Here is a 25,303-nt window from a genome sequence, read left to right as displayed (position 1 = left end):
TGACCGGGCCTCCTGGCCGCGCGGTGGCTCGTGAAGGATTTCCCCGACTGCCGACAATGAGGCTGGATGAAGTCCAGCCAGGTCTTTTCGACGGGCACGGGAGAGCCTGGTTTCGACGGTTTGTAAAACGGCCTGCCTCTGATGCCCGGCTTGGGAAGATACTGGGTGGCGCTATAATGGCCGGCCGATTGCTCACCGACTGTCCAGAACGCTCTCGAGGCCGCATTCCGGCATCGAACACGCGACAAAGGTTGCCCTGACCTGGGTTTTGACATCGCCTCGAATGAATCCATCGAACTACTCCGCGACTGTATGCAGCGAGTCGGCCCGCGCTGCGCGCCACGGGTTCGACCGGGAAGGCCGCAGCGGACGATGATCTGCCAGCCAGGAGCCCTACCGGCAATACTGTGCAGGCCGTCCAACGTCGACCGGCGCGTGCCGATGCCGCAGCAATCCGCGTTGCGGCTTGGTCGGGCTGTCGCGCGACGCTAAACCCGGTGTCCGTCTTGACTCAAGCATCACCCTCCACTGTTGGGCCTCACGCCGCTGCGACGCCGCGGACCTCCGCATGTCCGGGGCTCCTGCGCATCGTCGCCGCGTCCGATGGCGGTATTTGCCGTATCAAACTGCCGGGCGGCGAGCTGAGCGCGGACCAGGCGCACGTCGTCGCCGGCGCCAGCGAACGGCACGCGGCCGGGGTGATCGAGCTGACCAATCGCGCGAACCTGCAAGTGCGCGGCGTACGCAGCGGGCATGAAGCAGCGTTGGTCGCGGAACTGGTCGATGCAGCGCTCGGGCCCACGGCTCTGCAAGCCACGGACGCACCGAACTCGCCGAGCACCACAGCGCTGAGCGCAGCAGACGACGTGCGCAACGTGATGATCAGTCCCGCCGCCGGACGCGACCCCTTCGCGCTGATCGACACGACGCCGCTATGCGCGCAACTGCTGACACTGCTGCAAAGCGAATGGCGTTTCACTGCGCTGTCACCGAAGTTCGCGCTGCTGCTCGATGGCGGCGAGCATCTTGCAAGAATCGATCATCCGCACGATATCTGGTTCGCGGCAACGCCGAGCCACGACGGCGTGCGATTCGTGTTCGGATTGGCCGGTTGTCCGCCCGCGTTGGTCGGTGCGCAAACAACGGCGAGCGCGGTTGCCGCTGCGCGGTCGGCTGCGCATGCCGTCACCGGCGCGCAAAAGGCAGGCACCCGCACACGCCGGTCTTCCGCCGACGGCACACGCGCATTGGCCGGCATCCTGCCTTCTCAGGTTGTCGCTCTCGTGCGCGCGCTGCTGCATACGTTCCTCGATCTGGCACCCGCCGAGGCCACCCGCATGCGTCACCTGCTCGCCACGCATGACGTCGACCCGCTATTGCAGCATGCCCAACGCTACCTCGATTTCCCGCTATCGCGCGACGCAACGTTCGCCGAATGGCAACGCAGTACGCCCGCCGATCCCACACTGCGTCTCGGCGCACACGCTCAACGCGTATCAGGGACCTGGCACGCCGGCGGCCAGCCGCCGCTCGGCCGTCTAAGTGCGGCAATGCTGCGAGGCCTTGCCGCGCTCGCGCAGCAGCACGGCAACGGCACACTGCGCGCAACGCCGTGGCAAAGCGTGCTGCTGCCCGACATCCCGACGCATGCGTTGCCTGCTACTTTGGCCCGACTGAACGCGCTCGGCCTCGCCTGCGATCCCGCGCAACCCATGGCACGGCTCGTCGCGTGCGCCGGTTCCAGCGGCTGCGCAAAGAGTCTCGCCGATACCAAAGCCGACGCACTGCAACTCGCCGAGCGGCTGCCCGCCAACGTCGACGTGCATCTGAGCGGCTGCGCGCGCTCCTGCGCCGCCGCGCATTGCGCGCCGTACACGCTGCTGGCCGCGGCGCCCGGCCGGTACGATCTCTATCGACGCGACGGCCAGCCCGGTTTCGGCCAGTGCGTCGCACACCACCTGACCATCGCGCAGGCCGCCGACATGCTCGACCACCTGTCCCGGAGTAACACAGATGCTTGAATACCTACGCGACGCGCAGGAGATCTATCGCCAGTCCTTCGCGACGATCCGCGCGGAAGCCGACCTGTCGCGCATCCCCGCCGACCTCGAAAAACTCGCGGTGCGCGTGATCCACGCGTGCGGCATGGTCGACGTAGTCGACGCATTGCAGTTTTCGCCGCAAGCGGGTACGGCGGGGCGCACCGCGCTCGCGCACGGCGCGCCGATTCTGTGCGATGCCGGCATGGTCGCGCAAGGCATCACGCGCGCGCGACTGCCCGCGCACAACGAAGTGATCTGCACGCTCACGCATCCGCAGGTGCCAGCGCTCGCGCGCGAACTCGGCAATACGCGCTCGGCCGCCGCGCTCGAATTGTGGCGCCCGCATCTGGCGGGCAGCGTCGTCGTGATCGGCAATGCGCCGACCGCGCTGTTTCATCTGCTCGACATGCTCGACGCGGGCGCGCCGAAGCCGGCATTGATCCTGGGCTTTCCGGTGGGCTTCGTCGGCGCCGCGGAATCGAAAACGATGCTCGCCGACGACAGCCGCGGCGTGCCCTACGTGGTGGTGCACGGCCGGCGCGGCGGCAGCGCGATGGCCGCCGCCGCCCTCAATGCGCTCGCGACGGAGGCCGAATAAATGAGCGAAGGACGTCTATTCGGACTGGGCGTCGGCCCCGGCGACCCCGAACTCATCACGCTGAAGGCGCTGCGGCTATTGAAGGCGGCGCCGGTGGTCGCGTACTTCGTCGCAAAAGGCAAGAAAGGCAACGCGTTCAGCATCATCGAAGCGCATTTGCACGATGCCCAGCAGCATCTGCCGCTGGTCTATCCGGTCACGACCGAAGCGCTCGAACCGCCGCTCTCCTACGAGGCGATCATCGCCGACTTCTACGACACCGCCGCCGCGATCGTCGCCGGTCATCTCGATGCGGGCCGCGACGTCGCCGTGATCTGCGAAGGCGATCCGTTCTTCTACGGCTCCTACATGTACCTGCACGACCGTCTCGCGCCGCGCTATCAGAGCGAGGTGGTGCCGGGCGTGTGCTCGATGCTCGGCGGAGCAGCGGTGCTCGGCGCGCCGCTGGTGTATCGCAACCAGAGCCTGTCGGTGCTCTCGGGCGTGCTGCCCGAAGATGAATTGCGCCGCCGTCTCGCCGATGCCGACGCCGCCGTCGTGATGAAGCTCGGCCGCAATTTCGACAAGGTGCGGCGCGTGCTCGGCGAACTCGGCCTCGCGCAGCGCGCGCTGTACGTCGAGCGCGCGACGATGGGCAATCAGCGCATCGTGCCGCTCGACGAGGTCGACCCGATGGCGTCGCCCTATTTTTCATTGCTCGTCGTGCCGGGGGAAAAATGGCAAGGATGACGCCGCCCGCCATCGTGATTCTCGGCGCCGGAGCGTTGGCGACCGCACGGCGCATCCAGGCCCTATACATCGAGCGCGACTCGGGCGCGAATTGCCGGGTGCATGCGCTGCAAGGACGAGTCGACGCCGACGTACCCTACACCGAACTGGGCGCGCATCTGTGTGAACTGTATGCGCGCGGCACGCCGATCATCGCGTTGTGCGCGGCGGGCATCGTGATTCGCTGCATTGCGCCGTTGTTGTCGAACAAGGGCGTCGAGCCGCCGGTGCTGGTGGTCGCCGAGGACGGCAGCGCGGTGGTGCCGTTGCTCGGCGGGCTGGCGGGCGTCAACGTGATGGCGCGCGAGATCGCCGCCGCCCTGGCGGTGCCGCCCGCGATCACGACGAGCGGCGAGCTGCGCTTCGGCACGTGTGTGCTCAATCCTCCCGATGGCTACACGCTGGCCGATATCGGCCAAGGCAAGCGCTTCGTGTCGGACCTGCTGGCCGGGGAAAGCACGCGCATCGAAGGAGACGCGCCGTGGCTCGACGACGCGCAGTTGCCCCGCTCGGCATCGGCACGGCTCGCGATTCGCGTCACGCCACGCGTGTGGAACGGGCGTCAGGATGAGCTGGTGATTCACCCGCGCAGTGTGGTGGCTGCGGTGATGGGTGCGGGTGCGGGTGCGGGTGCGGGTGCGGGTGCAGAGATCGTCGCCCGCGTACACGACGCGCTCGCTGCGCACGGCCTCGCGCCGCTGTCGCTCGCGGCATTACTCGCTTCGTCCGACAGCATCGGTGATCCAGCGCTGGCCGAAGCCGCCGCGCGCTTGAACGTGCCGCTGCGCTTCACGCAACCCGGTGCCCACGACGGACACCCGCCCGCCAACCTGCTGCACGCCGCACTGCGCATCCCATTCGAAACACTGAGCGACGACATCGACACAGGCGTCGCGCTGGCTCTCGCGCCTCTCGCAATCGATCCCACCACGATCGGCCGCGCGCGCGGCCGTCTCACGGTGATCGGGCTGGGCCCCGGCAGCGCGGACCTGATGGTGCCCGCCGCGCGCAACGCGCTGGACAATGCCACCGATATCCTCGGCTACGAAACGTACGTGAAAATGGCCGGCCCGCTGCGCGCGGGCCAACGCGTGCACGGCACCGACAATCGCGAGGAAATGCAACGCGCGCGGCACGCGTTCGAACTGGCGAGCGAGGGACACTCGGTGGTGATGGTGTCCTCGGGAGACCCCGGCGTGTTCGCGATGGCCGCCGCCGTGCTCGAAGCACTCGAAGCGTCGCAAGACGCCGCGTGGGCCGCCGTCGAACTGTCGATCGTGCCGGGCGTATCGGCGGCGCTCGCGACCGCTGCGCAAGCCGGCGCGCCGCTCGGCCACGACTTCTGCATGCTGTCGCTGTCCGATAATCTCAAGCCCTGGAGCATCATCGAAAAGCGTCTGCGCCACGCCGCCGAAGCCGATCTGGTGCTGGCGTTCTACAACCCGATTTCACGCGCGCGTCCGTGGCAATTCGACGAGGCGCTGAACATCGTGCGTAACTACCGCGCGCACGCGACGCAGGTGGTGCTGGGGCGCGACATCGGCCGGCCAGGCGGCACCCTGCGCACGCTGACGCTCGGCGCATTGCGTTCGTCGGACGTGGATATGCGCACGATGGTGATCGTCGGGTCGTCGACCACGCGCACATTCACGAGCGGTCCGCACGGCGCGCAGTGGGTGTACACGCCGCGCTGGTATGAGTGAGCCGGCACACGCGCCGGCACTCCCACGCTGAACGCGCAGCGCGCGCTACGCCGCCACCTTCAGGTCCTCGAGCGCCCGCTGCCTCACCCCGAGGTCGTCCCACAACTCCGGATGGCAAGTGAACACCAGGATCTGGTGGCGCGTCGCGGCGTCGATCAGCGCACGCTTGATCGCGTCGCGGCGCGCGGCATCGGTATGGACCGCCGCGTCGTCGAGCATCAGCAGGGTTGGCCGGCCCGACGCCTTCAGGAGGTCCGCATACGCGAGCCGCGCCAGGATGCCGAGCTGTTCGCGCGTGCCGAAGCTGAGCGCGTCGAGGGTATCGGCGCGGCCGTTGCGGTCCAGCGTCGCGGGGCTCAGATCGTCGCCGAGCGCGAGGGTCGACGCCGGGAAAATGCGCTTGAGGTAGTGCCCAAGCCGCTCGGTCAACGGCGCGCGTAGTTGCGCGACGGCCGCATCGCGCTCGTCGACCAGCACCTCGTCGAGCAGACTCAGCGCGCTCGCGCGCAAGCTGAGTTCGTCCTTGCGGCGCGTGGCCTGCTCGACCCGCGCCTGTAGCACCGCGAGCCGCTCGCCGAGCCCCGATGCGCCGACCGTCTCCAACTGGCTGCGCAACTGCGCGATGCGCACCTGCCGCTCGCGCTGCTCGTTGCGCGCGAGTTCCGCCGACGCGCGATAGCGCTTCGCCTCGGCCACCGGATCGTCCAGACGCGCGGCGTCCAGTTCGCGTTCGCGCGCTTCGCGCTGCTGGCTCAGCGCGCCGACCTGCACGCGCTGTTCGACGATTTTCGTCTGCCATTGCATGCGGTTGCGGCGATACGCTTCGTCGTTTAACTGCGCTTCCTTGCGCTGCAACTGCGCAGCGAGCGATTCGGCGGTCGCGATGCCGGTCGATCGCTGTTCCGCCGCTTGCGCCAGCACTTTTCTCGCGGCCTCCAACGCATCGCGTGCGAGCTCCGCGTTGCGGCGCGCCTCGTCGAGCGGCGGCGCGGTGCCCGCATCGGGCAGACCGGCCAGCCGTTCATTGGACGCCTTCAGGCGCGCAGCCGCCGACGCCAGCGCGGCCCGCAGCGCGTCGATACCTTGCGGCGCGTGCACGTCGAGAATCTTCGCCTGGCTCTTTTGCTGCGCGATCAGCGTCTTCCACTGGTCGTGCCGCGCCTGCGCGTCGCCGAGCGACGCGACACCCAGCGCCCGCAACAACTGCGCGTGCGCGGCTTCAACGGATGCGAGTTCGGATAATTGCGCGGAGAGGCCCGAGACGCCCGGTATCACGCGCAATTCGCCCAGTGCGCCGAGACCGAGCAGCTTCTCGTCGTCGACGCGCAGCACGCCGTCGCCCGTGACCTCTACGCCGTCGACCGTCAGTGCGCCGTTCAAGCGGTATTCGATGCGCGTCATCGCCGCTTCCGTGCGGGCGCGCAGCACGGTCAGCTCTGCGTCGAGCGCGACGAGGCGCTTGAGCTTCGCTTCGTCGATCTCCACGGCTGCCGCATCGCGCGCGGCTTCGAGCACCGCGTCGTTGGCCTTGCCCGCGGCGGCGATCGCCGCGTCGAGCCGCTCGCACTCGGCGCGATAGAAACCGATCTGGTTGCGCAAGTCGGCGGCAGTGACAGCGGCGTTCGCCAGTTCGAGCGCGCGAGTCGCATCGCTGGAGGCCTGCTCGAGTTGCGCGACGCGGCTCGCCGCTTGCGCATGCTCGGTCTGCGCCGCGCACACGTTGGCGCGCGCCGCATCGAGTTGCTGACGCTCGCGGGCGACGGCCGCTTCGAGCTCGGCCGCGCCCTGCTCCTGTTGCAGCGACAACGCCAGTTCCGCCTCGTGCACCTGCAGCGCTTGCGCGAGTCCGTGCAGACTGCGTTCGAGTTCCGCCGCGGCGTCGGCGCGCTGCTGTGCGAGCACGGCCTTCTGCTCGTGAAGCTCCCACGGACGCTTGCGCTCCATGTCGTCGAAGGCTTCCTGCTGCGACGCGAGGCGCGCGATATTCTCTTCGAACTGTTGCCGCTGCTGTTGCAGCTGATCGCGTTCGGAGATCAACGCGGCCAGCGCGGTCTCGGCTTCGGCCAGCGGCCCGGTGGACTTCTGCGTGCGTGCCGTCAACAGTTGCCGCAATTCGCGCTGCACGGCGGCGATCAATGCATCTTCACCGGCGGATTCGCGGCCGCCCGACAGTTGCGACAGCGCATCGCGCAGATACTGTGCCGCGTGTCCCGTCGAATCGCGCATTTCCTGCGTGCCGCCTTGCTGGACCCACAGAAGCCCCGGCACCCCGGCATGCTCCGCCTTCAGCGGCCCGCGCGCGGCACGCGAAAAACCGAGCAGCGCGGCGAGCTTGTCTTCCGCTTCGTCCTCGCCGAATACGGCCTGGCCGATGCGCAGTTCACAGCGCTGGCGCGTGACGAAGTGCTTGGACAACCTGCACTGGACGCCGTCCAGCTCGAAGCCGACTTCGACCGAGGGCTGCCCGCTCGCCTTGCCCCAAGGCAGCAGATCCTTCAGATGCGACGCTTTGTAGCGCTCGAGAAACACCGCGCGCACGGCTTCGGCGACGGTGCTCTTGCCCGCTTCGTTGGGGCCGGTGAACAGATTGAGCCCGGGCTGCAGAGCGTCGATGACGAGCCGTTCGCCGAACTGTTTGAACTCCTGGATGGCGATGCTTTGCAGCTTCATGCGGACCTCGCTTCGCGCGGCAATTCCCGTTGCAGACGCGCCAGCAGCAACAGGGCCTCGGCCGCGCGCTTGACCTGCTGAGGATCGGATTGCGGGTCTTCCTGCAAGGCGCGCAGCCGCTCGACCACTTTCGCGAGGTAGCCGCTTTGCGCGCCCAGTTCGGCCAGGTCGTCGGCGGTGGGCAATACGTGCAAACCGCTCATATCGACGCGCAGCGCCCGCACGCGCGCGCGGGCTTCTTCAAGCGCGACGTGCAGCGCCTGTGCGTCGGCGAGCGCGGCCGTGCCGTTCACGCTGACGCGCAGCACGTCCTGGCTGCCCAATGCGGCGAGCCGCGCCTTGAGCGCGTCGACGTCGGTCGGCACCGAGATCGTTTCATCCCAGCGATGCCACCGATATTGACCGACCCGCACCGGTTCAACCTGCGGCGCGGCGCCCGGCTCACCGAGCGTGACGTCGAGCACGAAGCCCGGATCGTTCGCGCGGAAACGGTCCTGCTCGTGCGTGCCGGCGTACCACGTGCGCTCGTCGACGCGCAGATGGCCGTGCCAGTCACCCAGCGCGAGATAGTCCAGACGCGCGCTGACCGCACGCGTCGGCGCAATCGGATTCGACGAGTCGATGCCTTCCTGCAGAATGCCGCTGACGCTGCCATGCGCGAGCCCGATACGGTGATAGCCCGGCGGGGTCTCGGTGCCGTCGAAGAAGCCGGTCGTGTCGTCGTACGTGATGCGTTGCGTGAGCGGCGCGCACAGCAGCGCGGCGCGGCACGCGTCGAGCAACACCACGCCGGGTTCGAGCACGACCCGCACGTTCGGCGCGACGCAGTTCAGCCGCTGCGCGCGGGTCCATACGCTTTCCACCAGCGCGGCGTCGTGATTGCCCGGCAGCATGATCCACGGGCCGGCGAACCCCTGCAACGCGCCGAACAGACGCCGGATCACCGTGTCCGACACGGTCTGCAAATCGAACACGTCGCCCGCGACCAGCACCGCGTCGACGTGGCGCGCGGTTGCTTCGTCGGCGATGCGGCGCACCGTGTCGAGGCGCGCTTGCGCGAGATGCGCCGCTTCATTCGCCTCGAACTGGCCAAATTGCGTGCCGATCTGCCAGTCCGCTGTGTGCAGAAACCTGATCACCTTGCCTCCATTACGTTCATACGTTGTCTTGCGCTGCATGACTAGCCGCGCGTGCGGCTTCGCGGTTTAACCGCAGATATTACCGCGCGGGCGCGGCAACGCGTGCGCCGCATCGGGCGCGCGGCCCGGGCAGCGGCGCTACACTCGCGGTTGCGCGATCGCGCGCCGAGCGCACCGCACAACAATCGAACCGGACCCGCTGCCCCGCCGCCGATGAACAAAACACTCGAACTGAAAAAGGCCAAGCGTACGCCGTTGCTGCTATTGCTCGCGGCCGCCTGCGTGTTCGTCGTCACCGCTTTCATGCCACGCGGCATCTGGGTGGACGGGATCAAGGCGGTCGCCGAGGCTGCGATGGTCGGCGCGCTCGCCGACTGGTTCGCCGTAGCCGCTCTGTTTCGCCGCGTGCCGATTCCGATCGTCTCGTCGCACACCGCGATCATCCCGAAGAACAAGCACAAGATCGCCGACAACCTCGCGGTGTTCGTGCAGGACAAGTTTCTCGACGTGCCGTCGCTGGTCGGCCTGATCCACAAGCATGACCCGGCGCGCAGCATCACCGGCTGGCTGAGCGACCCGGCCAACGCCGCGCGCCTGGGCGACTACGTCGTCAGGCTCACCGGCGGCATCCTCGAACTGACCGACGACGTGCGCATCCAGGTATTCATCAAGGACGCGCTGCGCGACGTGCTCGCCAAGGTGGACCTGTCGCAATCGCTGGGCGCGATTCTCGACACGCTCACGCGCGACGGCCGTCATCAGCAATTGCTCGACGCCGGCATCCACCAGGTCGTGGCGTTTTTGCGTGAACCGCAGGCCCGCGAGTATATCGCCGAGCGCATCGTCGACTGGGTAAAGAGCGAGTATCCGAAGATGGAAAAGGTGCTGCCGTCCGCATGGCTCGGCGAAAAAGGCGCCGAAGCCATCGCCAGCGCGGTGAACCGCATGCTCGAACAGGTCAGCGAGAACCCCACGCACCGATTGCGCCACAAGTTCGACGAAGCCGCGCAGAAGCTGATCGTCAAACTCAAGACCGACCCGGTGTTTCTGCAACAGGGCGAAGAACTCAAGCGTTATCTGGTGGAAGGCGACGCGTTCGGCGCGTATGTGAAGGACATGTGGGGCGAATTGCGCGCGTGGCTCAAGCGCGATCTGCAAAGCGGCGACTCGGCGCTGCATGCGCGCGTCACCGCGATGGGCCAATGGGTGGGGCGCGAACTCGCGCACGATCCGGCGCTGCGTCAATCGCTGAACGATCATCTGGAAGACGCGGCGCGCACCATGGCGCCGGACTTTGCGCGATTTCTCACACGTCATATCAGCGATACGGTAAAGAACTGGGACGCGCGCGACATGTCGAGGCAGATCGAACTGAACATCGGCAAGGATCTCCAGTACATCCGCATCAACGGGACGATCGTGGGCGGCTTCATCGGCTTGCTGCTGTTTGCGAGCTCACGAGTGTTCGAGCTGTTGCGGCTGCATCTGGGCTAGTCGAATGGTGTGGCGTTCGCCGAACCGCCTACAATTGGGCATATGTCTTGCTGATGCGCTTTGCCCGTGGCAACGCAACCCCACGCACGCAACGCACGCCACGCCATCGCGTCCGTGCGCGGCCGGTGGAAAACAACATCGAAGGACAGCGCTGTTAAACGGAAAGTGTGTTCATGAAAATATCGTTACCGCCGTCCGGGCGGCCGAGCCGCGTCTACCCGCCAGGCACGCCCAGTCTGCATGGGCTCGCCTCGGTGGTCACCGGCGTCGTGGTGGTGTGCGCGCTGTACTTCGGCCGTGCGGTGCTGATCCCGATCACGCTTTCGGTGATGCTGAGCTTCCTGCTCGCGCCGCTCGTGCAGACGTTGCGGCGACTGCACATGGGGCAATTGCCGTCCATCTTCATTGCCGTGCTGTTCGCCCTCGCTTCACTGCTCGCGCTCGGCGCGCTGATCGGCGCACAGCTCGTGCAACTGGCGGGCGACCTGCCGCAATATCAGGTGGCGATCGAGCGGAAAATCGAAACGGTTCAGGAAAAGACCGTGGGCCGCGCCGACTCGCTGATGACGCGCGCCGCCGCCACCCTGCAACGGGTGGCGCCGTCGCGGCCGAATCCGCCGCGTCCGACCGGACGCGCCGCGCGCAACGCGCCTGCCGTGCCACAACCGGTCGAGGTGCACGAGCCGGCGCCCACACCGCTGCAACTCGCGCAGCGCGCACTGTCGCCGGCCATCGCGCCGATCGAGACCACCTTCATCGTGTTGGTGGTGACGATCTTCATTCTTTTGCAACGCGAGGATCTGCGCGATCGCCTGATCAGCCTGTTCGGCTCGCGCGATCTGCACCGCACCACCACCGCGATCAACGACGCAGCGGTGCGGCTGAGCCGCTATTTCGTCGCGCAACTGGGCGTGAACCTCAGCGCGGGCGGCATCATCGCGATCGGCCTCGCGATCATCGGCGTGCCGGGCGCACTGCTGTTCGGCGTGATCGCCGCGCTGCTGCGCTTCGTGCCGTACATCGGCATCTGGATCGCGGCGATCCTCGCGGTATTTCTCGCGGCTGCAATTCAGCCGCAATGGACAATGGCGGTCTACACGCTGATCCTCTTCATTGTCGTGGACGTAGTGGCCGGGCAGATTGCCGAGCCGTTCCTGTACGGTCATCGCTCAGGGTTGTCGCCGCTCGCGGTGGTGGTCGCGGCGATCTTCTGGAGCTGGTTGTGGGGTCCGGTCGGGCTCGTGCTGTCGACGCCGCTCACCTTGTGCGTGGTCACCCTGGGGCGCTACGCCGATCGCCTGAACTTCCTTACCGTGCTGCTCGGCGACCAGCCCGCGCTCTCGCCCGCGCAGAACTTCTATCAGCGGTTGCTGGCCGACGATCCGCACGAAGCGATCGTGCAGGCCGAACGCCTCTTGCGCGAGATGTCGCTGATCGACTATTACGACAACGTCGCGCTGGAAGGCCTCAAGCTCGCGCGCAACGATGCGGTGCGCGGCGTGCTGATGCCGGACCAGCTGCAGCGGATCAACGAGTCCCTCGTGGATATCGTCGAGAACCTCGAAATCGCGGACGGCCTGCCGGATCGTCTGGCGCGTGCCGAACCGGCCGAGAGCGCGGACGCGTTGCTGGCGTCGGCGTCGGCAGATCTGTCGGAGCGCCAACCCCACTCCGTCGCGACGCAGCAGCAGCGCGCTCATGAAACGGAGCGGACGTCCGTGCTATGCGTGCCCGGACGCGGCGCGTTCGACGAAGTGACGACCGCGATCGCCGTGCAACTGCTCGGCCGCATGGGCCTCGCGCCGATCATGGCGACGCACTCCGGCTATCGCAGCGCGCGCGCGGACGAGCCGGGCTTCAAGGACGCGCCCATCATCTGCATCGTCTCGCTCGACGCGCCCAAGTCGCCGCCCTATCTGCGCAATATGCTGCGGCGCACGCGCGAATGGCGGCCGCGCGCGACGCTGGTGGTGGGCGTCGGCGGCTCGCCGCAAAGCGGCGCGGACTCGGGTGCGACCGGCGCTTCGCACGCGGCGCCGACCTTCCGCGCGCTCATCGAGGAATGCCAGGTGGCGGCGAGCCTGCAGCATCCGCGTCAGCCTTCGCATGCGGCCGGGGCGCAGTGACGCGGGTCTTTGCCCCCGCGCGTTTGAACGAACGAATGGATGAATCAATGAAGCCGCTGGGCGCGTGAGTGCCTCGCGGTTTTTTTCCCAAGCGTTTCGTCGTACGCGTGGGCAGCGAGCGCGCATCAGCGACGCAGCCTTTGTACCCAAAATGAGGACAGGCGGGTGCGCGCCCTCCTGCATACTGCGCTGAAGATTTGCACCGCTGTGCAGAGCCAGGCAGCCGCAGCGGGCGATCCACAAGCATCGAAGACCAGGAGACACGCATGAGCCGCCCGTTCAAACCCTATCCCTTTTCGCCTCGCCGCTACGCGGGCAAGGTGCCGCCGCTCGTCGACGGCCACGATCCGATAGTCAGACCCGTGGCGATCGTCGGCGGCGGACCGGTCGGCATGACCGTCGCGCTCGCGCTCGCGCGCCAGGGCGTGCGCTCGGTGCTGATCGAAGCGGACGACAGCGTGTGCACCGGCAGCCGCGCGATCTGCATCTCGCGGCGCAGCCTGGAGATCTTCAAGCGCCTCGGGCTGGTGGACGGCTTCCTGCAAAAAGGTCTGCCGTGGACCGGCGGCCGCAGCTTCTACCGCGATACCGAAGTGTTCCGCTTCGCGATGCACCAGGACGACGAGCAGTCGCTGCCGCCCATGATCAACATCGCCCAATATCAGATCGAGCAGTTGCTGCTCGACGAGATCGAACGTCGCGCCGATCTCATCGACGTGCGCTGGCAAACCCGCGTAAGCGGCATCGAAGAGTCGCCTGAAGGGGGCGCCACGCTTGCGCTGCGCACGCGCAGCGCAGGGAGCGCCGACGACTGCGACGATACCGCGTGGCAAATGCGTGCCGACTGGGTCGTCGCGTGCGATGGCGGGCGCAGCACGATTCGCGAGGCGCTCGGCCTGAAGCTCACCGGCACTACGTACGAGGGCCGCTACGTGATCGTCGATATCGAACTGGACAGTGCGCGCGCCACCGAACGCCTCGCCTATTTCGATCCGCCGTCCAACCCGGGCTCGACGGTGCTCGTACACAAGCAGCCGGACAACGTGTGGCGCATCGACTATCAGTTGCGCGACGACGAAGACCCGGAAGCGGCCGTCAAGCCCGAGAACGTGATGCCGCGCGTGCAGAGCGTACTGGACTCGATGGGCGAAACGGGCGCGTGGTCACCAATCTGGATCACGGTCTACAAGGCCAACGCGTTGACGCTCGAGAACTACCGGCACGGCTCGGTGCTGTTCGCGGGCGACGCCGCGCATCTGGTGCCGATCTTCGGCGTGCGCGGCGCGAATTCGGGCATCGACGACGCGGACAATCTGGGCTGGAAACTCGGCTGCGTGGTCAATGGCATCGCGTCGCCGCGCCTGCTCGACAGCTATAGCGACGAGCGGGTGTTCGCGGCGCGCGAGAACCTGAGCTATGGGATGAAGAGCACCGAGTTCATGGCGCCGCCGTCGTTCGCGTTCGATCTGATGCGTACGGCCGTGCTCGGTCTCGCGCAACGGCACGCGGCCGTGCGGCCGCTGATCAATCCGCGGCAGACGCATGCGATCGCGTACGTGCGCTCGCCGCTGAACGACGCGGCTTGCGACGCTGCGAGCCGCGCAGAGGCTAATGCAGAGGCTAGTGCAGTGGCCAACGCAGCCCCCCACGCAGGCAACGCGGACGCGTTCAGCAAAGGCCCGGCCCCAGGCGCCGTGCTGCCGGAATGCCGGCTACTTCGAAGCGCGGACAACGGCGTGAGCCGCGCTATTCATCTCACCGATCTGCTCGAACCCTGCTTTACCGCGCTGCGCTTCGGCACGGATGCGCAGCAGGACGACGCATGGCAGCACATGCAACACACGCTCACGGAACGACGCATTCCGTTCAAAATGCTCACGCTGGCGAGGAGCGAGACACAGGGCACGACTGCTGCCGATGCGATCGACCCGACCGGCCATCTGCACGACATGCTCGACGCGACGCCCGGCACCGTCTATCTGATCCGCCCAGACGGCCATGTGCTCGCGCGCTGGCGCAAGGCCAGCGCGGCGGACGTACAGCGTGCATTGAACGCTACGCTGAGCATCTAACGCAGGAGGACCCATCATGACCGATAGCGATCTCGACCTCGTCTACACGACGCTCTGCAAAACTCTCACGGCCGAAGGCGAAGCGCAGGCGCCGCTCTATCTGGCGCGTCTCGCGCTGCTGTGCCTGACCGAACTAGACGACCCGCAGCGCGCATTGTCGCTGATCGACGCTGCGAAGCTGCCGGCCGTGTCGGCAGTGGCTGCATGAGCAGTAAAAAAGCCGCCGCGCAATCGACGCGCGGCGGCTTTTCGTTCACGCGTGCAGCGTCACTTCCCCGGATACAGGCCGAGCGTGCTCGCATGCAGCCGGGCGAGGCCGAACAGCGCATCGGTGTAGGGCGTCGGCACATGCGTCATGTGCCCTAACTCCCGCACCGCGCCCGCCAGCGCGTCGAGCTCGACCGGCTTGCCCGCGTGCACATCCTGCAGCATCGAGGTTTTCATCGCGCCCAGCTTGAGCGTGACCTCGTGACGATCGTCCGGCGCCTGGTCGATCGGAATGCCAAAACGTGCGCCGATTTCCTTGGCCTCGAGCATGACGCTGGTGACGAAGCCACGCACCAGTTCGTCGCCGAGGATCCGATCGGTCGTGGCGCCGGTGATAGCGCTGACCGGATTCATCGTCATGTTGCCCCACAGCTTGTACCAGACGTCGCGCTGGATCTGTGCCGACATCGTGGCGTCGAAGCCGGCGGCGGCAAGCGTGGCGGTGAGCGCTGCGACGCGCTCGCTAGCGTGGCCCGACGCTTCGCCGACGATCAGTCCATTACCCTGATGATGCCGGATCACTGCCGGCGCTTCCACGCGGCAGCTCGCATGGACGACGCAACCGACGGTCTGCCCGGTCGGGATCGCGGCGGCGATCGCGCCGTCGGCGTCGACCGACTTCAGGCGCTGGCCCGCGAAATCGCGGCCCAGGCCGTCGCAGAACCACCACGGCACGCCGTTCATCGCCGTCAGCACGACGGTTTGCGGGCCCAACAGCGGCGCGATGTGCGCGGCCACCGACGCCATGGCCGGGGCCTTGACGGCGACCACCACGAGATCCTGTGCGCCCAGGTCGGCCGGGTCCTCGCTTGCTTCCACCCTCACCGTCTGGGTGAGTCCGCCTTCGATCAGACTCAAACCCTGCTCGCGCAACGCGCTGAGCGCCGTGCCGCGCGCCACGATGCCGACTTCGTGGCCGGCCTGCGCGAGCTTCACACCCATCCAGCCGCCGATCGCGCCTGCGCCGTAAATAACAATCTTCATCGCGTCGATCCTTGCGTCGATTCGTGCGTCAAGCCTTGTAACTCGCGTCGATCCGATCGACCCGCCGCACCAGCGCGTCGAACACATCCTGGCCCGCGCCGTGGCGCGGATCGAACTGCAACGCGTCGCGCGAGCAGCGGATCGCGATCTCTTCAGGCACTGGCCGCGCAGTGCCCATCGCGAACGTCGCCATCTGAATCTCGCACGCGCGATTGAGCGTCCACAGGATCACAAAAGTTTGCGGCAGCGTGCGGCCCCACGCAAGCAGCCCGTGATTGCGCAAGATCACCGCCTGCCTGTCGCCGATATGTTCGACGAGCCGCGGTCCTTCTTCCGCATGTACCGTGATGCCCTCGAAGTCGTGATACGCGACGCGCCCGTGCAACTGCGCGCTGTAGAAGTTGGTCTGCTGCAAGCCCGCTTCCAGACACGCCACCGCGACGCCCGCCGTGGTGTGCGTGTGCATCACGCAGTGCGCGTCGGGCAAGCCTTCGTGAATCGCCGCATGCACCACGAACCCGGCCGGGTTCACCGGATACGGCGAGCCGTCGAGCACGCGCCCCTGTGCATCGATCTTCACCAGATTGCGCGCCGTCACCTCGCTGTAGTGCAGTCCGAACGGATTGATCAGGAACTGCCGCTGCCCGTCGCTTGCGCTCGCGGGCACGCGCAACGTAATGTGGTTGTAGATCATCTCGGTCCAGCCGAGCATGTCGAAGATGCGATAGCAGGCGGCCAGTTGCACGCGCGCCTGCCATTCGTCCTGATGCATGGCCGCACTCTTCGGCGCACTCGCAACTGGCGTTTCAACGGTCGTCATCGGGGTCTCCATGGTTATCCTTGTGCCGGCGCAGAAAACCGCCGTTAAGCGTCCAACACGACCGCCGCAATCGACGACGCCACATAACCGGCGTTGCGTTCGTTCAGCCCCGCCACGCACATGCGGCCCGAACGCAATACGTACACCGCGTATTCGTTGCGCAGGCGCTCCACCTGGCGCTCGCTCAGACCGGTATAGGTGAACATGCCGCGCTGCGCCACGTAACGCGCGCGCATGACTTCATCGACACGGCCGGCGAGTCCCGCGTGGATCGTGCCGCGCATCGTCAGAATCCGCTCGCGCATGGTGGCGAGTTCGGCTTCCCACGACGCGCGCAACGACGCATCGGCGAGCACGCTGGCGACGAGGCGCGCGCCATGCGTGGGCGGATTGCTGTAGTTGGCGCGCACCGTCGACATCAATTGACCGAGCACGCGCACAGCTTCCTCGGCGCTCTTGCATACGACGCTCAATGCGCCGCAGCGCTCGCCGTACAGCGAGAAATTCTTCGAGAACGAGTTCGCCGCCATCAACGGCACGCCCGCGTCCGCGAGCAAACGCACGCACGCCGCGTCTTCTTCGAGGCCCGCGCCGAAACCCTGATAGGCCATGTCGACGAATGCGATCAGCTTGCGGCGCTGCAATACCGGCACCAGCTCCGCCCATTGCGCCGGACTTAGATCGACGCCGGTCGGGTTGTGGCAGCATGCGTGCAGCAATACGATGCTGCGCTCGGGCAAGCGGCCGATCGCCTCCATCATGTCGGCGAAACGCAGTCCGCCCGTGTGCTCGTCGTAGTACGGATACGTGTTGACGGTCAGCCCGGCACCTTCGAATATCACGCGATGGTTTTCCCAGCTCGGGTCGGTGATCCAGATTTGCGAACCCGGAAAATAGCGCTTCAGAAAGTCGGCGCCGACCTTCAGTGCGCCCGAGCCACCGATGGTCTGCAGCGTCGCGATGCGCCCCGCGGCGCGCGCCTCGCCCTGCGCGCCGAACACGAGTGCCTGCGCCGTCTCGCGGTACAGCGGCAGCCCGGCCATCGGCAGATAGGAGCGCGGGCCGATCGAGTCGAGCAGCGCGGTTTCGGCGCGGCGAACCGCGTCCATCACCGGCAGGTTCCCGGCGTCGTCGAAATAGATGCCGATGCTCAGATTGACCTTGTTCGGCCGGGGGTCCAGCTGGAAGTCTTCGTTGAGGCTCAGAATCGGATCGCCTGGGTAGGCGGGTATATGGTCGAACATGATACGTCCTCGAAAGCGGCGCCGGTACGGCGTCGCGGTGGCCTGGCCGCAAGCCGGCGTAAAACCGGCAGGCCGGGCCGCGGGCGACAGGGGAATGTCGCAAGTCTAAGCGGGAATGCGCATGTGCGTCGATCGAGCCAGTGTCGGTGATGCGTTGGCCGCGCACAAGCAATCGATTTTTCACGATTCGTCAGTTTTTCTTTAGAATCGCCTGATGCCGCTCGCACGCACCACTATCCGTCAATTCGAGGCGTTCCTTGCCATCGTCGATCTGCACAGCATCGGCGCGGCGGCGCAACGGCTCGGGCTGAGCTCGTCGGCGGTCAGCCAGTTGCTGGCCGAGATGGAAACGGAACTCGGCTTCCGCCTGTTCGACCGGACCACGCGGCGCGTCGATCTGTCGAGCGCGGGGCACGATTTTCTGTCGTCGGCCGAATCGGTGCTGCGCCACGTGCGCGCCGCCGCGCAATCCGCCGACGACATCCGCAACCGCGCCGCCGGTATCGTGCGGGTAGGCGCGCCGCTCGTGCTGGCGGCTACCGCGCTGCCAGCGGCGATTGCCGAGTACGCGCGCGGCAAGCCGAAAGTCGTCGTGCGCATCTGCGACACCGTGGTCGAGCAGCTGGTGGAGCGAGTGGAAAGCGGCGACGTGGACCTCGCAATCGGGCCGGACCGCCAATGCGGCACGCGTGTGCGCTACGATCCGGCGTTCGCGAGCCCGTGGGTGATGTGGTGTGCTGCGGCGCATCCACTGGCCGCGCGGCGCCGCGTGCAATGGCAGCACTTGCGCGACGTGCCGATCATCGCAACCGGCCGCGATCATGAGCGCGCCGTCGGGCAGATGCTCGCCAATCTGCCGGTGGAGGCGCGCATCGTTCCGGTGAACGTGGTGGACAACGTCACCACGGCATTCGGGCTCGCGTCGCAAGGGCTGGCCGTGACCCTCGCGCCCGCGTACGTGGCGCCACTGGCGCGTACCTTCGGGCTGGTGATGAAGCGCATCGTCGATCCCGAAACGATCCGCAAGGTCGGTGTCTACCGTTCCACCGAACGTGCGCTGTCGCCGCCGGCGGACGGCTTCGCAGACTTCCTGATGCCGTGGCTCAAACGCTGGGACCGCGAAACCCAGGCGCAAGCGCGAACGAGGCGCACGTAGCGCGCACAAGACTCCCGCACGAAATGCGCAACGTCAGCGCGAAACGACGGCTGAGTTCCACCGACCGAATCAGGCCCGCTCCGGCTGCATGCACAGCGCGAACAGCTGCCGCTGGCCGGAGATGCCCAGCCGCGCATAAGCGCGCTTTTGATACGTGAGCACGCTGGCGGGCTTCACACCCATCCGCCCGGCAATTTCGACGGCGCTCGCGCCTTCCAGCGTGCCGCGCAGCACGTCGAGCTCACGTGGCGTCAGCGCCGGGCATGCGCGCCGAACGCGGGCCAGCATCGCGGCGGCCGGACCCTGGTGGTGCTGTCCGTTGAGCGTGTAATGGCTTTTCGCCGCGTGAGCGAACAGATGCGCGAGGCTTTCCACATACTCCAGCTCGCCCGGTGCAAAAGCACCGTACGCGCTGTCGCGGTACAGATTGATGGACAGCCACACGCTTTGCAGGGGTTGCACCAGCAACGACAGCCGGTCGGACACATTGGGCTGCGCATAGCAGGCGGCGCGATACGCTTCGTTTGCGATTTCGTCGCTGCGCTGCTGGTGCAGCACCAACGCATCGTGAGCTTGCGCGCGCGGCGTTCGGCCGATGATCGCGCGGTTGCCGTCGAAAGCATAGAAGTGTGTCGCATAACGATCGGCGAGGTCGCGCAGAAAGCGGCCGCCGCGATGATCGGCCGCCGAAACCGTGCGCGGCCGCGCGTCGAATTCGTACGCGAAGATGGTGCACTGGGAGACGGGCAGCTGCGCGCCGACGGTCGTCAGAATGCTCGCGGCGAGCGCATCGGCGTGCGGGTGCGAGATCGACATGACGACGTCGGTTGCGCGGGCGGTGCTGATCTGTCCGCCTCGTTGCGATGGAGCGATGCGCCAGGAACGCATGATGGGATTCGTGCCGCGTGGATTCGGTTGCGGCAAGCGTAGCACAGCGGGATCCGCATGCCGATTTTCGCGCGGCGCCTGCCGTTGCGTGGCTTTTCTTGCGCTTGCACGAGGCGCGTTGCAACGTGATCGCCATCGAGACATAGCCGACATCCAGTGTCGGCGCAACGTTGCGAGGGACGCCCACAGCGCTGCGCCAATCGGGAAGAGCGCCCGCGGTGCCGTCGTCTTTTTTCTCATCGGCATGACGAATCGCGGCCGCGCCGGAACATTTCTTGCGGGGGCGCGTGCTTGTTTCCGGCACTGCGCGAAGCCGTGGTCAGACGCCGAGCCGGCGCCTGGCGACTTTTGAAGCGGCATCTTGCCGTCGCACGCAACTTTGCGCGGCGCGCGTGGGTCAATCGTCCCATGCATGCAATGCCTGATGCCATCCACTCGTTCATCCGCTTGCCGATGCCCTCTTCCCGTCCCGCCGTTTCCTTGCGCGCAGCGCTACGCAAAACCTTGGCCGCCTCGCTCGTGTGGCATGCGTCGCTGGCTGCGCCGGGCGAGCCTTCCGCCGCACCGGCCGCTGGCATAGCAACGGTCGCAGTGCACGTCGAGCCGCCCACGCAGGCGTCACCGGTCGTGCCGGTGCCGCCGTCCGAGCAGTACCCGGAGCTCTATCGCGATGTGGAGCTCGCGCACCTGTACCCGGACAGTAAAACCTTCGCGGACATGGTGCCGTCCGCGCCGCCCGCACAGATCGAGAGCGCTTACGATGCCGCGAAGCAGCAGCCAGGCTTCAATCTGGCCGACTTCGTCAAGCACAATTTCACGCTGCCCGCGCGGATCACGAAGGACTACACGTCCGATCCAAACCAGGATGTGGTCAGCCATATCGACACCCTGTGGAACGTTTTGCGCCGCGAACCGGATGCCACTGCGAGTCCGTGGTCGTCGCTGCTGCCGCTGCCGGACGCGTACATCGTGCCGGGCGACCGCTTCGATGAAATCTACTATTGGGACTCGTACTTCATCATGCTCGGACTCGAGCAAAGCGGGCGGCATGCGCTCGTCCTCGACGAACTGAAAAACTTCTCGACGCTGATCGACCGCTACGGGCACATTCCGAACGGCAACCGCACGTATTATCTGAGCCGCTCGCAGCCCCCGTTCTTCGCGCAGATGGTGCGGCTCGTCGCGGACAAGGACGGCGACGGCGTCTATGCGCAATATCTGCCCGAGTTGCAGCGCGAATACGCGTACTGGATGAACGGCAGCGAAGGCCTGCCGGCCGGCCATGCGAGCCGCCATGTGGTGCGCCTCGCGGACGGCACGCTGTTCAACCGCTATTGGGACGAACGCGCTGCGCCGCGCGACGAGTCCTACCGCGAAGACGTGCTCACCGCGCAACAGACGCCGCAGCGCGACCCCGCGCAGCTTTGGCGCAATCTGCGCGCGGGCGGCGAGACCGGCTGGGATTTCAGCTCGCGCTGGTTTGCCGACGGCCATACGCTCGCCACCGTCGATGTGACTTCGCTCGTGCCGGTGGACCTGAATTGCCTGCTGGTCGACCTCGAGCGCTCACTCGGGAAGGCGTATCGCGTGCGCGGCGATCTCACGCATGCGGAGAATATGGAGCAGCGCGCCGCGACGCGCGCCGATGGGATCCGCCGCGTGCTGTGGGACCCGCAATTGCAGGCATTCGGCGACTACAATTTCGCCGACCGCGTGCTGACACACAGGCTCACGGCCGCGACGGTTTACCCTCTGTACACGGGCGTAGCCGACCGGCAGCAGGCGACGACAGTCGCCGCTACGTTGCAGCGCGAGTTGCTGCGGCCGGGTGGACTCGCCACCACGCAGTTCGATAGCGGACAGCAATGGGACGCGCCGAACGGCTGGGCGCCGTTGCAGTATCTGGCGGTAATCGGTCTGCGGCGCTATAGCCAGCCGGCGCTCGCGCAGACCATCGCCACGCGCTGGATCCGCACCAACGTGACGTATTACCAGCACACCGGCAAGCTGGTCGAGAAATACGATGTCGACAGCAGAGCGCCGGGCGTGGCCGCGGGCGGCGGCGAGTACCCGTTGCAGGATGGCTTCGGCTGGACCAATGGCGTGCTGCGGGTGCTGCTCGCGCTCTATCCGCAGACGGTACAGGCGTCGCGGCCGAGCGATATTCCCGAGGGTCCGGCGGGCGTGTCCGCTGCCGCAGCGGCCGCTGCGGCAGCGCCTAAGACTACACATCGGCTGCATGGGGCGCGGGTGAATCCGTAGGGTTTGTCCTTCGTCCTTCGACGCGCTTGGGGGAAAAACCTGGCCCCGGCTCGAACTTTTCCCGAATCGCGCCGATGCAAACTCGGGCTCTTGCCGGCGAGCTTTTGGCACTCGTAGAACGGCAGCAATCCGCACGCTGCCCCGGCCACCAGAGAGCGCACTGCAGCGCGCCGCCGCGCAACGGCCCGAATCTCGGCCGCTGCTTAGAAGCGGTAGTTGATCGAAACATCCGCCACGCCAGTCGCCCTGCTGCGCGTGATCGGGCTATTGCCCGCACTGCCCACCAGCTGTTCGAACGCGCCGTCCGCCGTCGCAAACCAATGCTTGTCGAACAGCCAGATCGCGCTGACGCCGAAGCCCACCGACTTGAAGCCCGCGCTCGCGTGGTACTCCGGATACTGCGAGTGCGCCGCCTGTTCCCGATTCACGCCGAACCAGCTGTTCATGTACGTGGAGTCCGCCAACGTGACATTCGGACCGGCGAACCAGAAGAAGGTTTTCGAGCTGCCCGGCATCGGCATATAGGCGCCCAGGTCGCCGGTCCAGCCATTGGAGCCGCCAAAATAACGTCTCACGTCGGCGCGCAGCACGAGCGGAAACTCTTTCGAGACGACGTATTCGGCCGCGAGCTTGAGTCCCGGTGCAGGGTTGATATTGCCGAGCCCGTTCAGCTCTTGCGGATCGTCGTGACCGCGACGTCCGAGGTCGTAGACCGCGGCGAGGCTCGCGCGCCAGTTCTCGCCCTGCGCGAAGTTGACCCCGAAGCCTTCACCGCTCGACAGGAAGAAAAGATCTTTATAGCGCACGTCGACGCTCGGGCCAGCCACTACGTGATAGCGGTCCGAGCCCGCGAAGCGCGGCTGAAACGACGCTGCCGCGCCCAGACGCACTTGCCAGTCCGGAATCACAGGCTGCAACATCTTCTGCAGGGCAATGCCTGCCGAGTACTGCCACTCGGCTAAAGGTGAAGGCGTTTGAGCCGACGCCGAACCCGGAAGAAGGCCAATGCCGCCGACGGTTGCGGCGGCCAGCACGATTGCCGTGAAGCCTGTTTGTTTATTGCGGAGCGTGGCGCCCCGCTTCTCTCTACGGCTGTTCACCACTCGAAGCCTCCGATCTCGCTTATCGCAAAGGGGTTCAGTTCCTGTTCGAAGTCCGTCGAGCGATAAAAACGCCCGAGCGACTGCAGCGCTTTAACGTAAGGCATGTAGTTTTTTCAGAGAACGACGCGCTGTGCACGGCGGGGCTCCCAACCGCCCTCGACACGGGCAGACGCGTAGGGGCTTTGTATGAACTAATCCATCGAATGCCCGGCCGACCGTCACACGCACGCAAGATGCGCGCCAAGCCGTCCAGGCGCGCTTCGGATCACCGAGCGCGCGGCGCTGCAAGACGGTCTGGGCGGCCGGGGGAGGCGCACCACGGATGCCGCGACCTGGCGCGAGCCGGCACGCGGCGGACAGCAGAAGGCGGCATCGTCTGCCGCCGCGCGTCAAGCGGTCTCGGAAAAGCCACCGGTGCTATTGAGACGCTTCCACCAAAACCGGCTTGTCCCGATACAGGTTGGGAAACAGACGCTTGAGGTTCGCGACCTTCGGCATATCGTTGATCGCGATATACGCCGAGTTCGGGTGCAGCGTCAGGTAGTTCTGGTGATAGGCCTCAGCCGGATAGAAGCCCTTGAACGGCTCCACCCGCGTGACGATCGGCGCAGCGAACGCATGCGCTGTGCCGAGCTGCGCGATATAGCTCTGCGCGACGCGCCGCTGCGAGTCGTTTAGCGGAAACACCGCGGAGCGGTACTGCGTGCCGCTGTCCGGCCCCTGACGGTTCAGCTCGGTCGGATCGTGGATCACAGAGAAATACACCTGCAACAACTGGCCGTAAGTGACCTTGCCAGGATCGAACGTGACCTGCACCGACTCCGCGTGGCCCGTCTGGCCACCGCTGACGATCTGGTAGTCGGCGCTGTCGCGCGAACCGCCCGAGTAGCCGGATACCGCCTTCGTCACCCCGCGCACGTGCTGGAACACGCCCTGCACGCCCCAGAAGCAGCCGCCCGCGAACACTGCGGTTTCCTCGTGGGCCGTGGCCGCCGAGATCGGCTCGTCGAGCGCGGGCGGCGCGATCACCACCGCGGCCTCGGCGGCGCACGCCATGCGCTGCGCGAGCAGCAGCGCTAATGCACCGATAGCGAGCGATCCCCAAAGAGCCAACCCGGGAGCCAACCCGCGGCAGGGGCTGCGCTCGTCGTCAATGCGATCCTGAGTGTCCATGATGTCCGTCCGATTCGATCAGCGCGCGCCGTGCGCGAGGGCCCCGGAGATGGGTCGTTGGGCAGCGCGCTTGATGACAGCATGCGCGTCTTTTTGCGCGACCGCTCGGGTCAGAGCGGAAATTGGGTGGTCGACAAAATCTCCTTGAGCACCATGAACGAGCGGATTTGCCGGACCCCGGGCAGATACAGCAACTGCTCGGCGTGCAGGCGGTTGAAGCTGTCGCTGTCGCGCGTGCGGATCGTCATGAAATAGTCGAATTCGCCGGTGACGACGTGGCACTCCATGCAGCCGGCAACTTTGTGCGCGGCTTTCTCGAACTCGGCAAAAGACTCAGGCGTCGAGCGGTCCAGCACCACGCCGATGATCACCAGCATTCCTGCACCGGCGGCCTTCGGGTCGATCAGTGCGACCACCGCACGGATCAGCCCCGACTGCTTGAGTCGTTCAACGCGCCGCAAACAGGCCGGCGCGCTCAGCTTCACCTTCGCCGCCAACGCGACATTCGAGATCGACGCGTCGGTTTGCAACTGCCGCAAAATCGCGCGGTCGATGCGATCGAGCGCCTGAAGCGGACCGGCCGGAGCGAGGGCAGCCTTGGATGGACGACGCGGCGCGGCGCGAATTTTCGTTGCGTTCATTGCGCTTTCCGCAGATTTTTATTAAGCCATTGACGGTACTGATCTTTTAAAAGTATGCGCATCGCGATTGTTTCGCAAGCTCATTTCGGCCTGTTTTCCCTAACATTGGCTTTAAACGCGACGCCGCTTTCCTGGAGTCGCGTCGCACCTCTA

Annotated in this window: 19 protein-coding genes; 10 read left to right on the top strand and 9 right to left on the bottom strand. The window is 66.5% G+C overall.

Features of this window, described 5'->3' with window-relative positions; all coding sequences use genetic code 11:
- Nucleotides 1-497: 497 nt before the first annotated feature.
- Genes ABQJ48_RS07730 through cobJ form a run of 4 tightly spaced genes read left to right on the top strand, consistent with a single transcriptional unit; the run spans nucleotide 498 to nucleotide 5,111 of the window.
- Nucleotides 498-2,021: a precorrin-3B synthase gene (locus ABQJ48_RS07730; protein WP_473094109.1), complete on the top strand. Its 1,524-nt coding sequence runs from the start codon at nucleotides 498-500 to the stop codon at nucleotides 2,019-2,021.
- Nucleotides 2,014-2,640, top strand: a complete 627-nt coding sequence (locus ABQJ48_RS07725) for a precorrin-8X methylmutase (protein WP_367837096.1) — start codon at nucleotides 2,014-2,016, stop codon at nucleotides 2,638-2,640. The genes ABQJ48_RS07730 and ABQJ48_RS07725 overlap by 8 nt, the downstream gene beginning before the upstream one ends.
- On the top strand, nucleotides 2,641-3,369 hold the full coding sequence (locus ABQJ48_RS07720) for a precorrin-2 C(20)-methyltransferase (protein ID WP_367837095.1): 729 nt from the start codon (nucleotides 2,641-2,643) through the stop codon (nucleotides 3,367-3,369).
- The gene (gene cobJ, locus ABQJ48_RS07715; protein WP_367837421.1) at nucleotides 3,366-5,111 is read left to right on the top strand and encodes a precorrin-3B C(17)-methyltransferase; all 1,746 of its coding nucleotides are present in this window, start codon (nucleotides 3,366-3,368) and stop codon (nucleotides 5,109-5,111) included. Before ABQJ48_RS07720 ends, cobJ begins: the two co-directional genes overlap by 4 nt.
- A 45-nt stretch (nucleotides 5,112-5,156) precedes the next feature.
- Here cobJ and ABQJ48_RS07710 read toward each other — a convergent pair whose 3' ends face one another.
- A complete protein-coding gene (locus tag ABQJ48_RS07710; protein WP_367837094.1) occupies nucleotides 5,157-7,781 on the bottom strand; it encodes an AAA family ATPase in 2,625 nt (874 codons plus the stop codon).
- Nucleotides 7,778-8,920 (bottom strand): metallophosphoesterase family protein, encoded by a 1,143-nt coding sequence (locus ABQJ48_RS07705; protein ID WP_367837420.1) that lies wholly within the window; start codon nucleotides 8,918-8,920, stop codon nucleotides 7,778-7,780. The genes ABQJ48_RS07710 and ABQJ48_RS07705 overlap by 4 nt, the downstream gene beginning before the upstream one ends.
- Before the next feature lie 213 nt (nucleotides 8,921-9,133).
- Here ABQJ48_RS07705 and ABQJ48_RS07700 point away from each other — a divergent pair, with 213 nt between their 5' ends.
- The 4 genes from ABQJ48_RS07700 to ABQJ48_RS07685 all read left to right on the top strand — a co-directional run bounded on the left by ABQJ48_RS07700 (nucleotide 9,134) and on the right by ABQJ48_RS07685 (nucleotide 14,820).
- Nucleotides 9,134-10,414 (top strand): DUF445 domain-containing protein, encoded by a 1,281-nt coding sequence (locus ABQJ48_RS07700; protein ID WP_367837093.1) that lies wholly within the window; start codon nucleotides 9,134-9,136, stop codon nucleotides 10,412-10,414.
- A gap of 173 nt (nucleotides 10,415-10,587) precedes the next feature.
- Nucleotides 10,588-12,540: an AI-2E family transporter gene (locus tag ABQJ48_RS07695; protein ID WP_367837092.1), complete on the top strand. Its 1,953-nt coding sequence runs from the start codon at nucleotides 10,588-10,590 to the stop codon at nucleotides 12,538-12,540.
- A 266-nt stretch (nucleotides 12,541-12,806) separates the two neighbouring features.
- Entirely contained in the window at nucleotides 12,807-14,612 is a 1,806-nt protein-coding gene (locus tag ABQJ48_RS07690; protein ID WP_367837091.1) for an FAD-dependent oxidoreductase, read from the top strand.
- A 16-nt stretch (nucleotides 14,613-14,628) separates the two neighbouring features.
- A complete protein-coding gene (locus ABQJ48_RS07685) occupies nucleotides 14,629-14,820 on the top strand; it encodes a hypothetical protein (RefSeq protein ID WP_367837090.1) in 192 nt (63 codons plus the stop codon).
- A 59-nt stretch (nucleotides 14,821-14,879) separates the two neighbouring features.
- Here ABQJ48_RS07685 and ABQJ48_RS07680 read toward each other — a convergent pair whose 3' ends face one another.
- From ABQJ48_RS07680 to ABQJ48_RS07670, 3 genes are read right to left on the bottom strand one after another with little or no spacing between them, the layout of a single operon-like run.
- Nucleotides 14,880-15,863 carry a 2-dehydropantoate 2-reductase gene (locus tag ABQJ48_RS07680; protein WP_367837088.1) on the bottom strand — a complete coding sequence of 328 codons (984 nt, stop codon included), beginning with the start codon at nucleotides 15,861-15,863 and terminating at the stop codon, nucleotides 14,880-14,882.
- A gap of 28 nt (nucleotides 15,864-15,891) precedes the next feature.
- Nucleotides 15,892-16,683 (bottom strand): class II aldolase/adducin family protein, encoded by a 792-nt coding sequence (locus ABQJ48_RS07675; RefSeq protein ID WP_367837086.1) that lies wholly within the window; start codon nucleotides 16,681-16,683, stop codon nucleotides 15,892-15,894.
- A gap of 44 nt (nucleotides 16,684-16,727) precedes the next feature.
- Nucleotides 16,728-17,927, bottom strand: a complete 1,200-nt coding sequence (locus ABQJ48_RS07670; protein ID WP_367837085.1) for an amino acid aminotransferase — start codon at nucleotides 17,925-17,927, stop codon at nucleotides 16,728-16,730.
- A 214-nt stretch (nucleotides 17,928-18,141) separates the two neighbouring features.
- On the opposite strand from ABQJ48_RS07670, the gene ABQJ48_RS07665 reads away from it, so the two are divergent.
- Entirely contained in the window at nucleotides 18,142-19,083 is a 942-nt protein-coding gene (locus tag ABQJ48_RS07665) for a LysR family transcriptional regulator (protein WP_367837084.1), read from the top strand.
- A 69-nt stretch (nucleotides 19,084-19,152) separates the two neighbouring features.
- On the opposite strand, the gene ABQJ48_RS07660 is transcribed toward ABQJ48_RS07665, so the two are convergent.
- Nucleotides 19,153-19,971: a helix-turn-helix transcriptional regulator gene (locus tag ABQJ48_RS07660; RefSeq protein WP_367837083.1), complete on the bottom strand. Its 819-nt coding sequence runs from the start codon at nucleotides 19,969-19,971 to the stop codon at nucleotides 19,153-19,155.
- A 453-nt stretch (nucleotides 19,972-20,424) separates the two neighbouring features.
- On the opposite strand from ABQJ48_RS07660, the gene treF reads away from it, so the two are divergent.
- Complete coding sequence (gene treF / locus ABQJ48_RS07655; protein WP_367837419.1) at nucleotides 20,425-22,233, top strand: alpha,alpha-trehalase TreF; 1,809 nt, start codon at nucleotides 20,425-20,427, stop codon at nucleotides 22,231-22,233.
- 203 nt (nucleotides 22,234-22,436) lie between these two features.
- Here treF and ABQJ48_RS07650 read toward each other — a convergent pair whose 3' ends face one another.
- The 3 genes from ABQJ48_RS07650 to ABQJ48_RS07640 form a co-directional block, all read right to left on the bottom strand.
- Nucleotides 22,437-23,336, bottom strand: a complete 900-nt coding sequence (locus ABQJ48_RS07650; protein WP_367837082.1) for a MipA/OmpV family protein — start codon at nucleotides 23,334-23,336, stop codon at nucleotides 22,437-22,439.
- 417 nt (nucleotides 23,337-23,753) lie between these two features.
- Complete coding sequence (msrA, locus tag ABQJ48_RS07645; protein ID WP_367837081.1) at nucleotides 23,754-24,509, bottom strand: peptide-methionine (S)-S-oxide reductase MsrA; 756 nt, start codon at nucleotides 24,507-24,509, stop codon at nucleotides 23,754-23,756.
- A 110-nt stretch (nucleotides 24,510-24,619) separates the two neighbouring features.
- Nucleotides 24,620-25,150, bottom strand: coding sequence for an Lrp/AsnC family transcriptional regulator (locus ABQJ48_RS07640; protein WP_367837080.1), 531 nt, complete (start codon nucleotides 25,148-25,150; stop codon nucleotides 24,620-24,622).
- Between the last annotated feature and the right edge of the window lie 153 nt (nucleotides 25,151-25,303).

Source organism: Paraburkholderia suaedae, from assembly GCF_040812055.1.
GTDB lineage: Bacteria > Pseudomonadota > Gammaproteobacteria > Burkholderiales > Burkholderiaceae > Paraburkholderia.
This window is presented reverse-complemented; position numbering and strand designations above follow the sequence as displayed.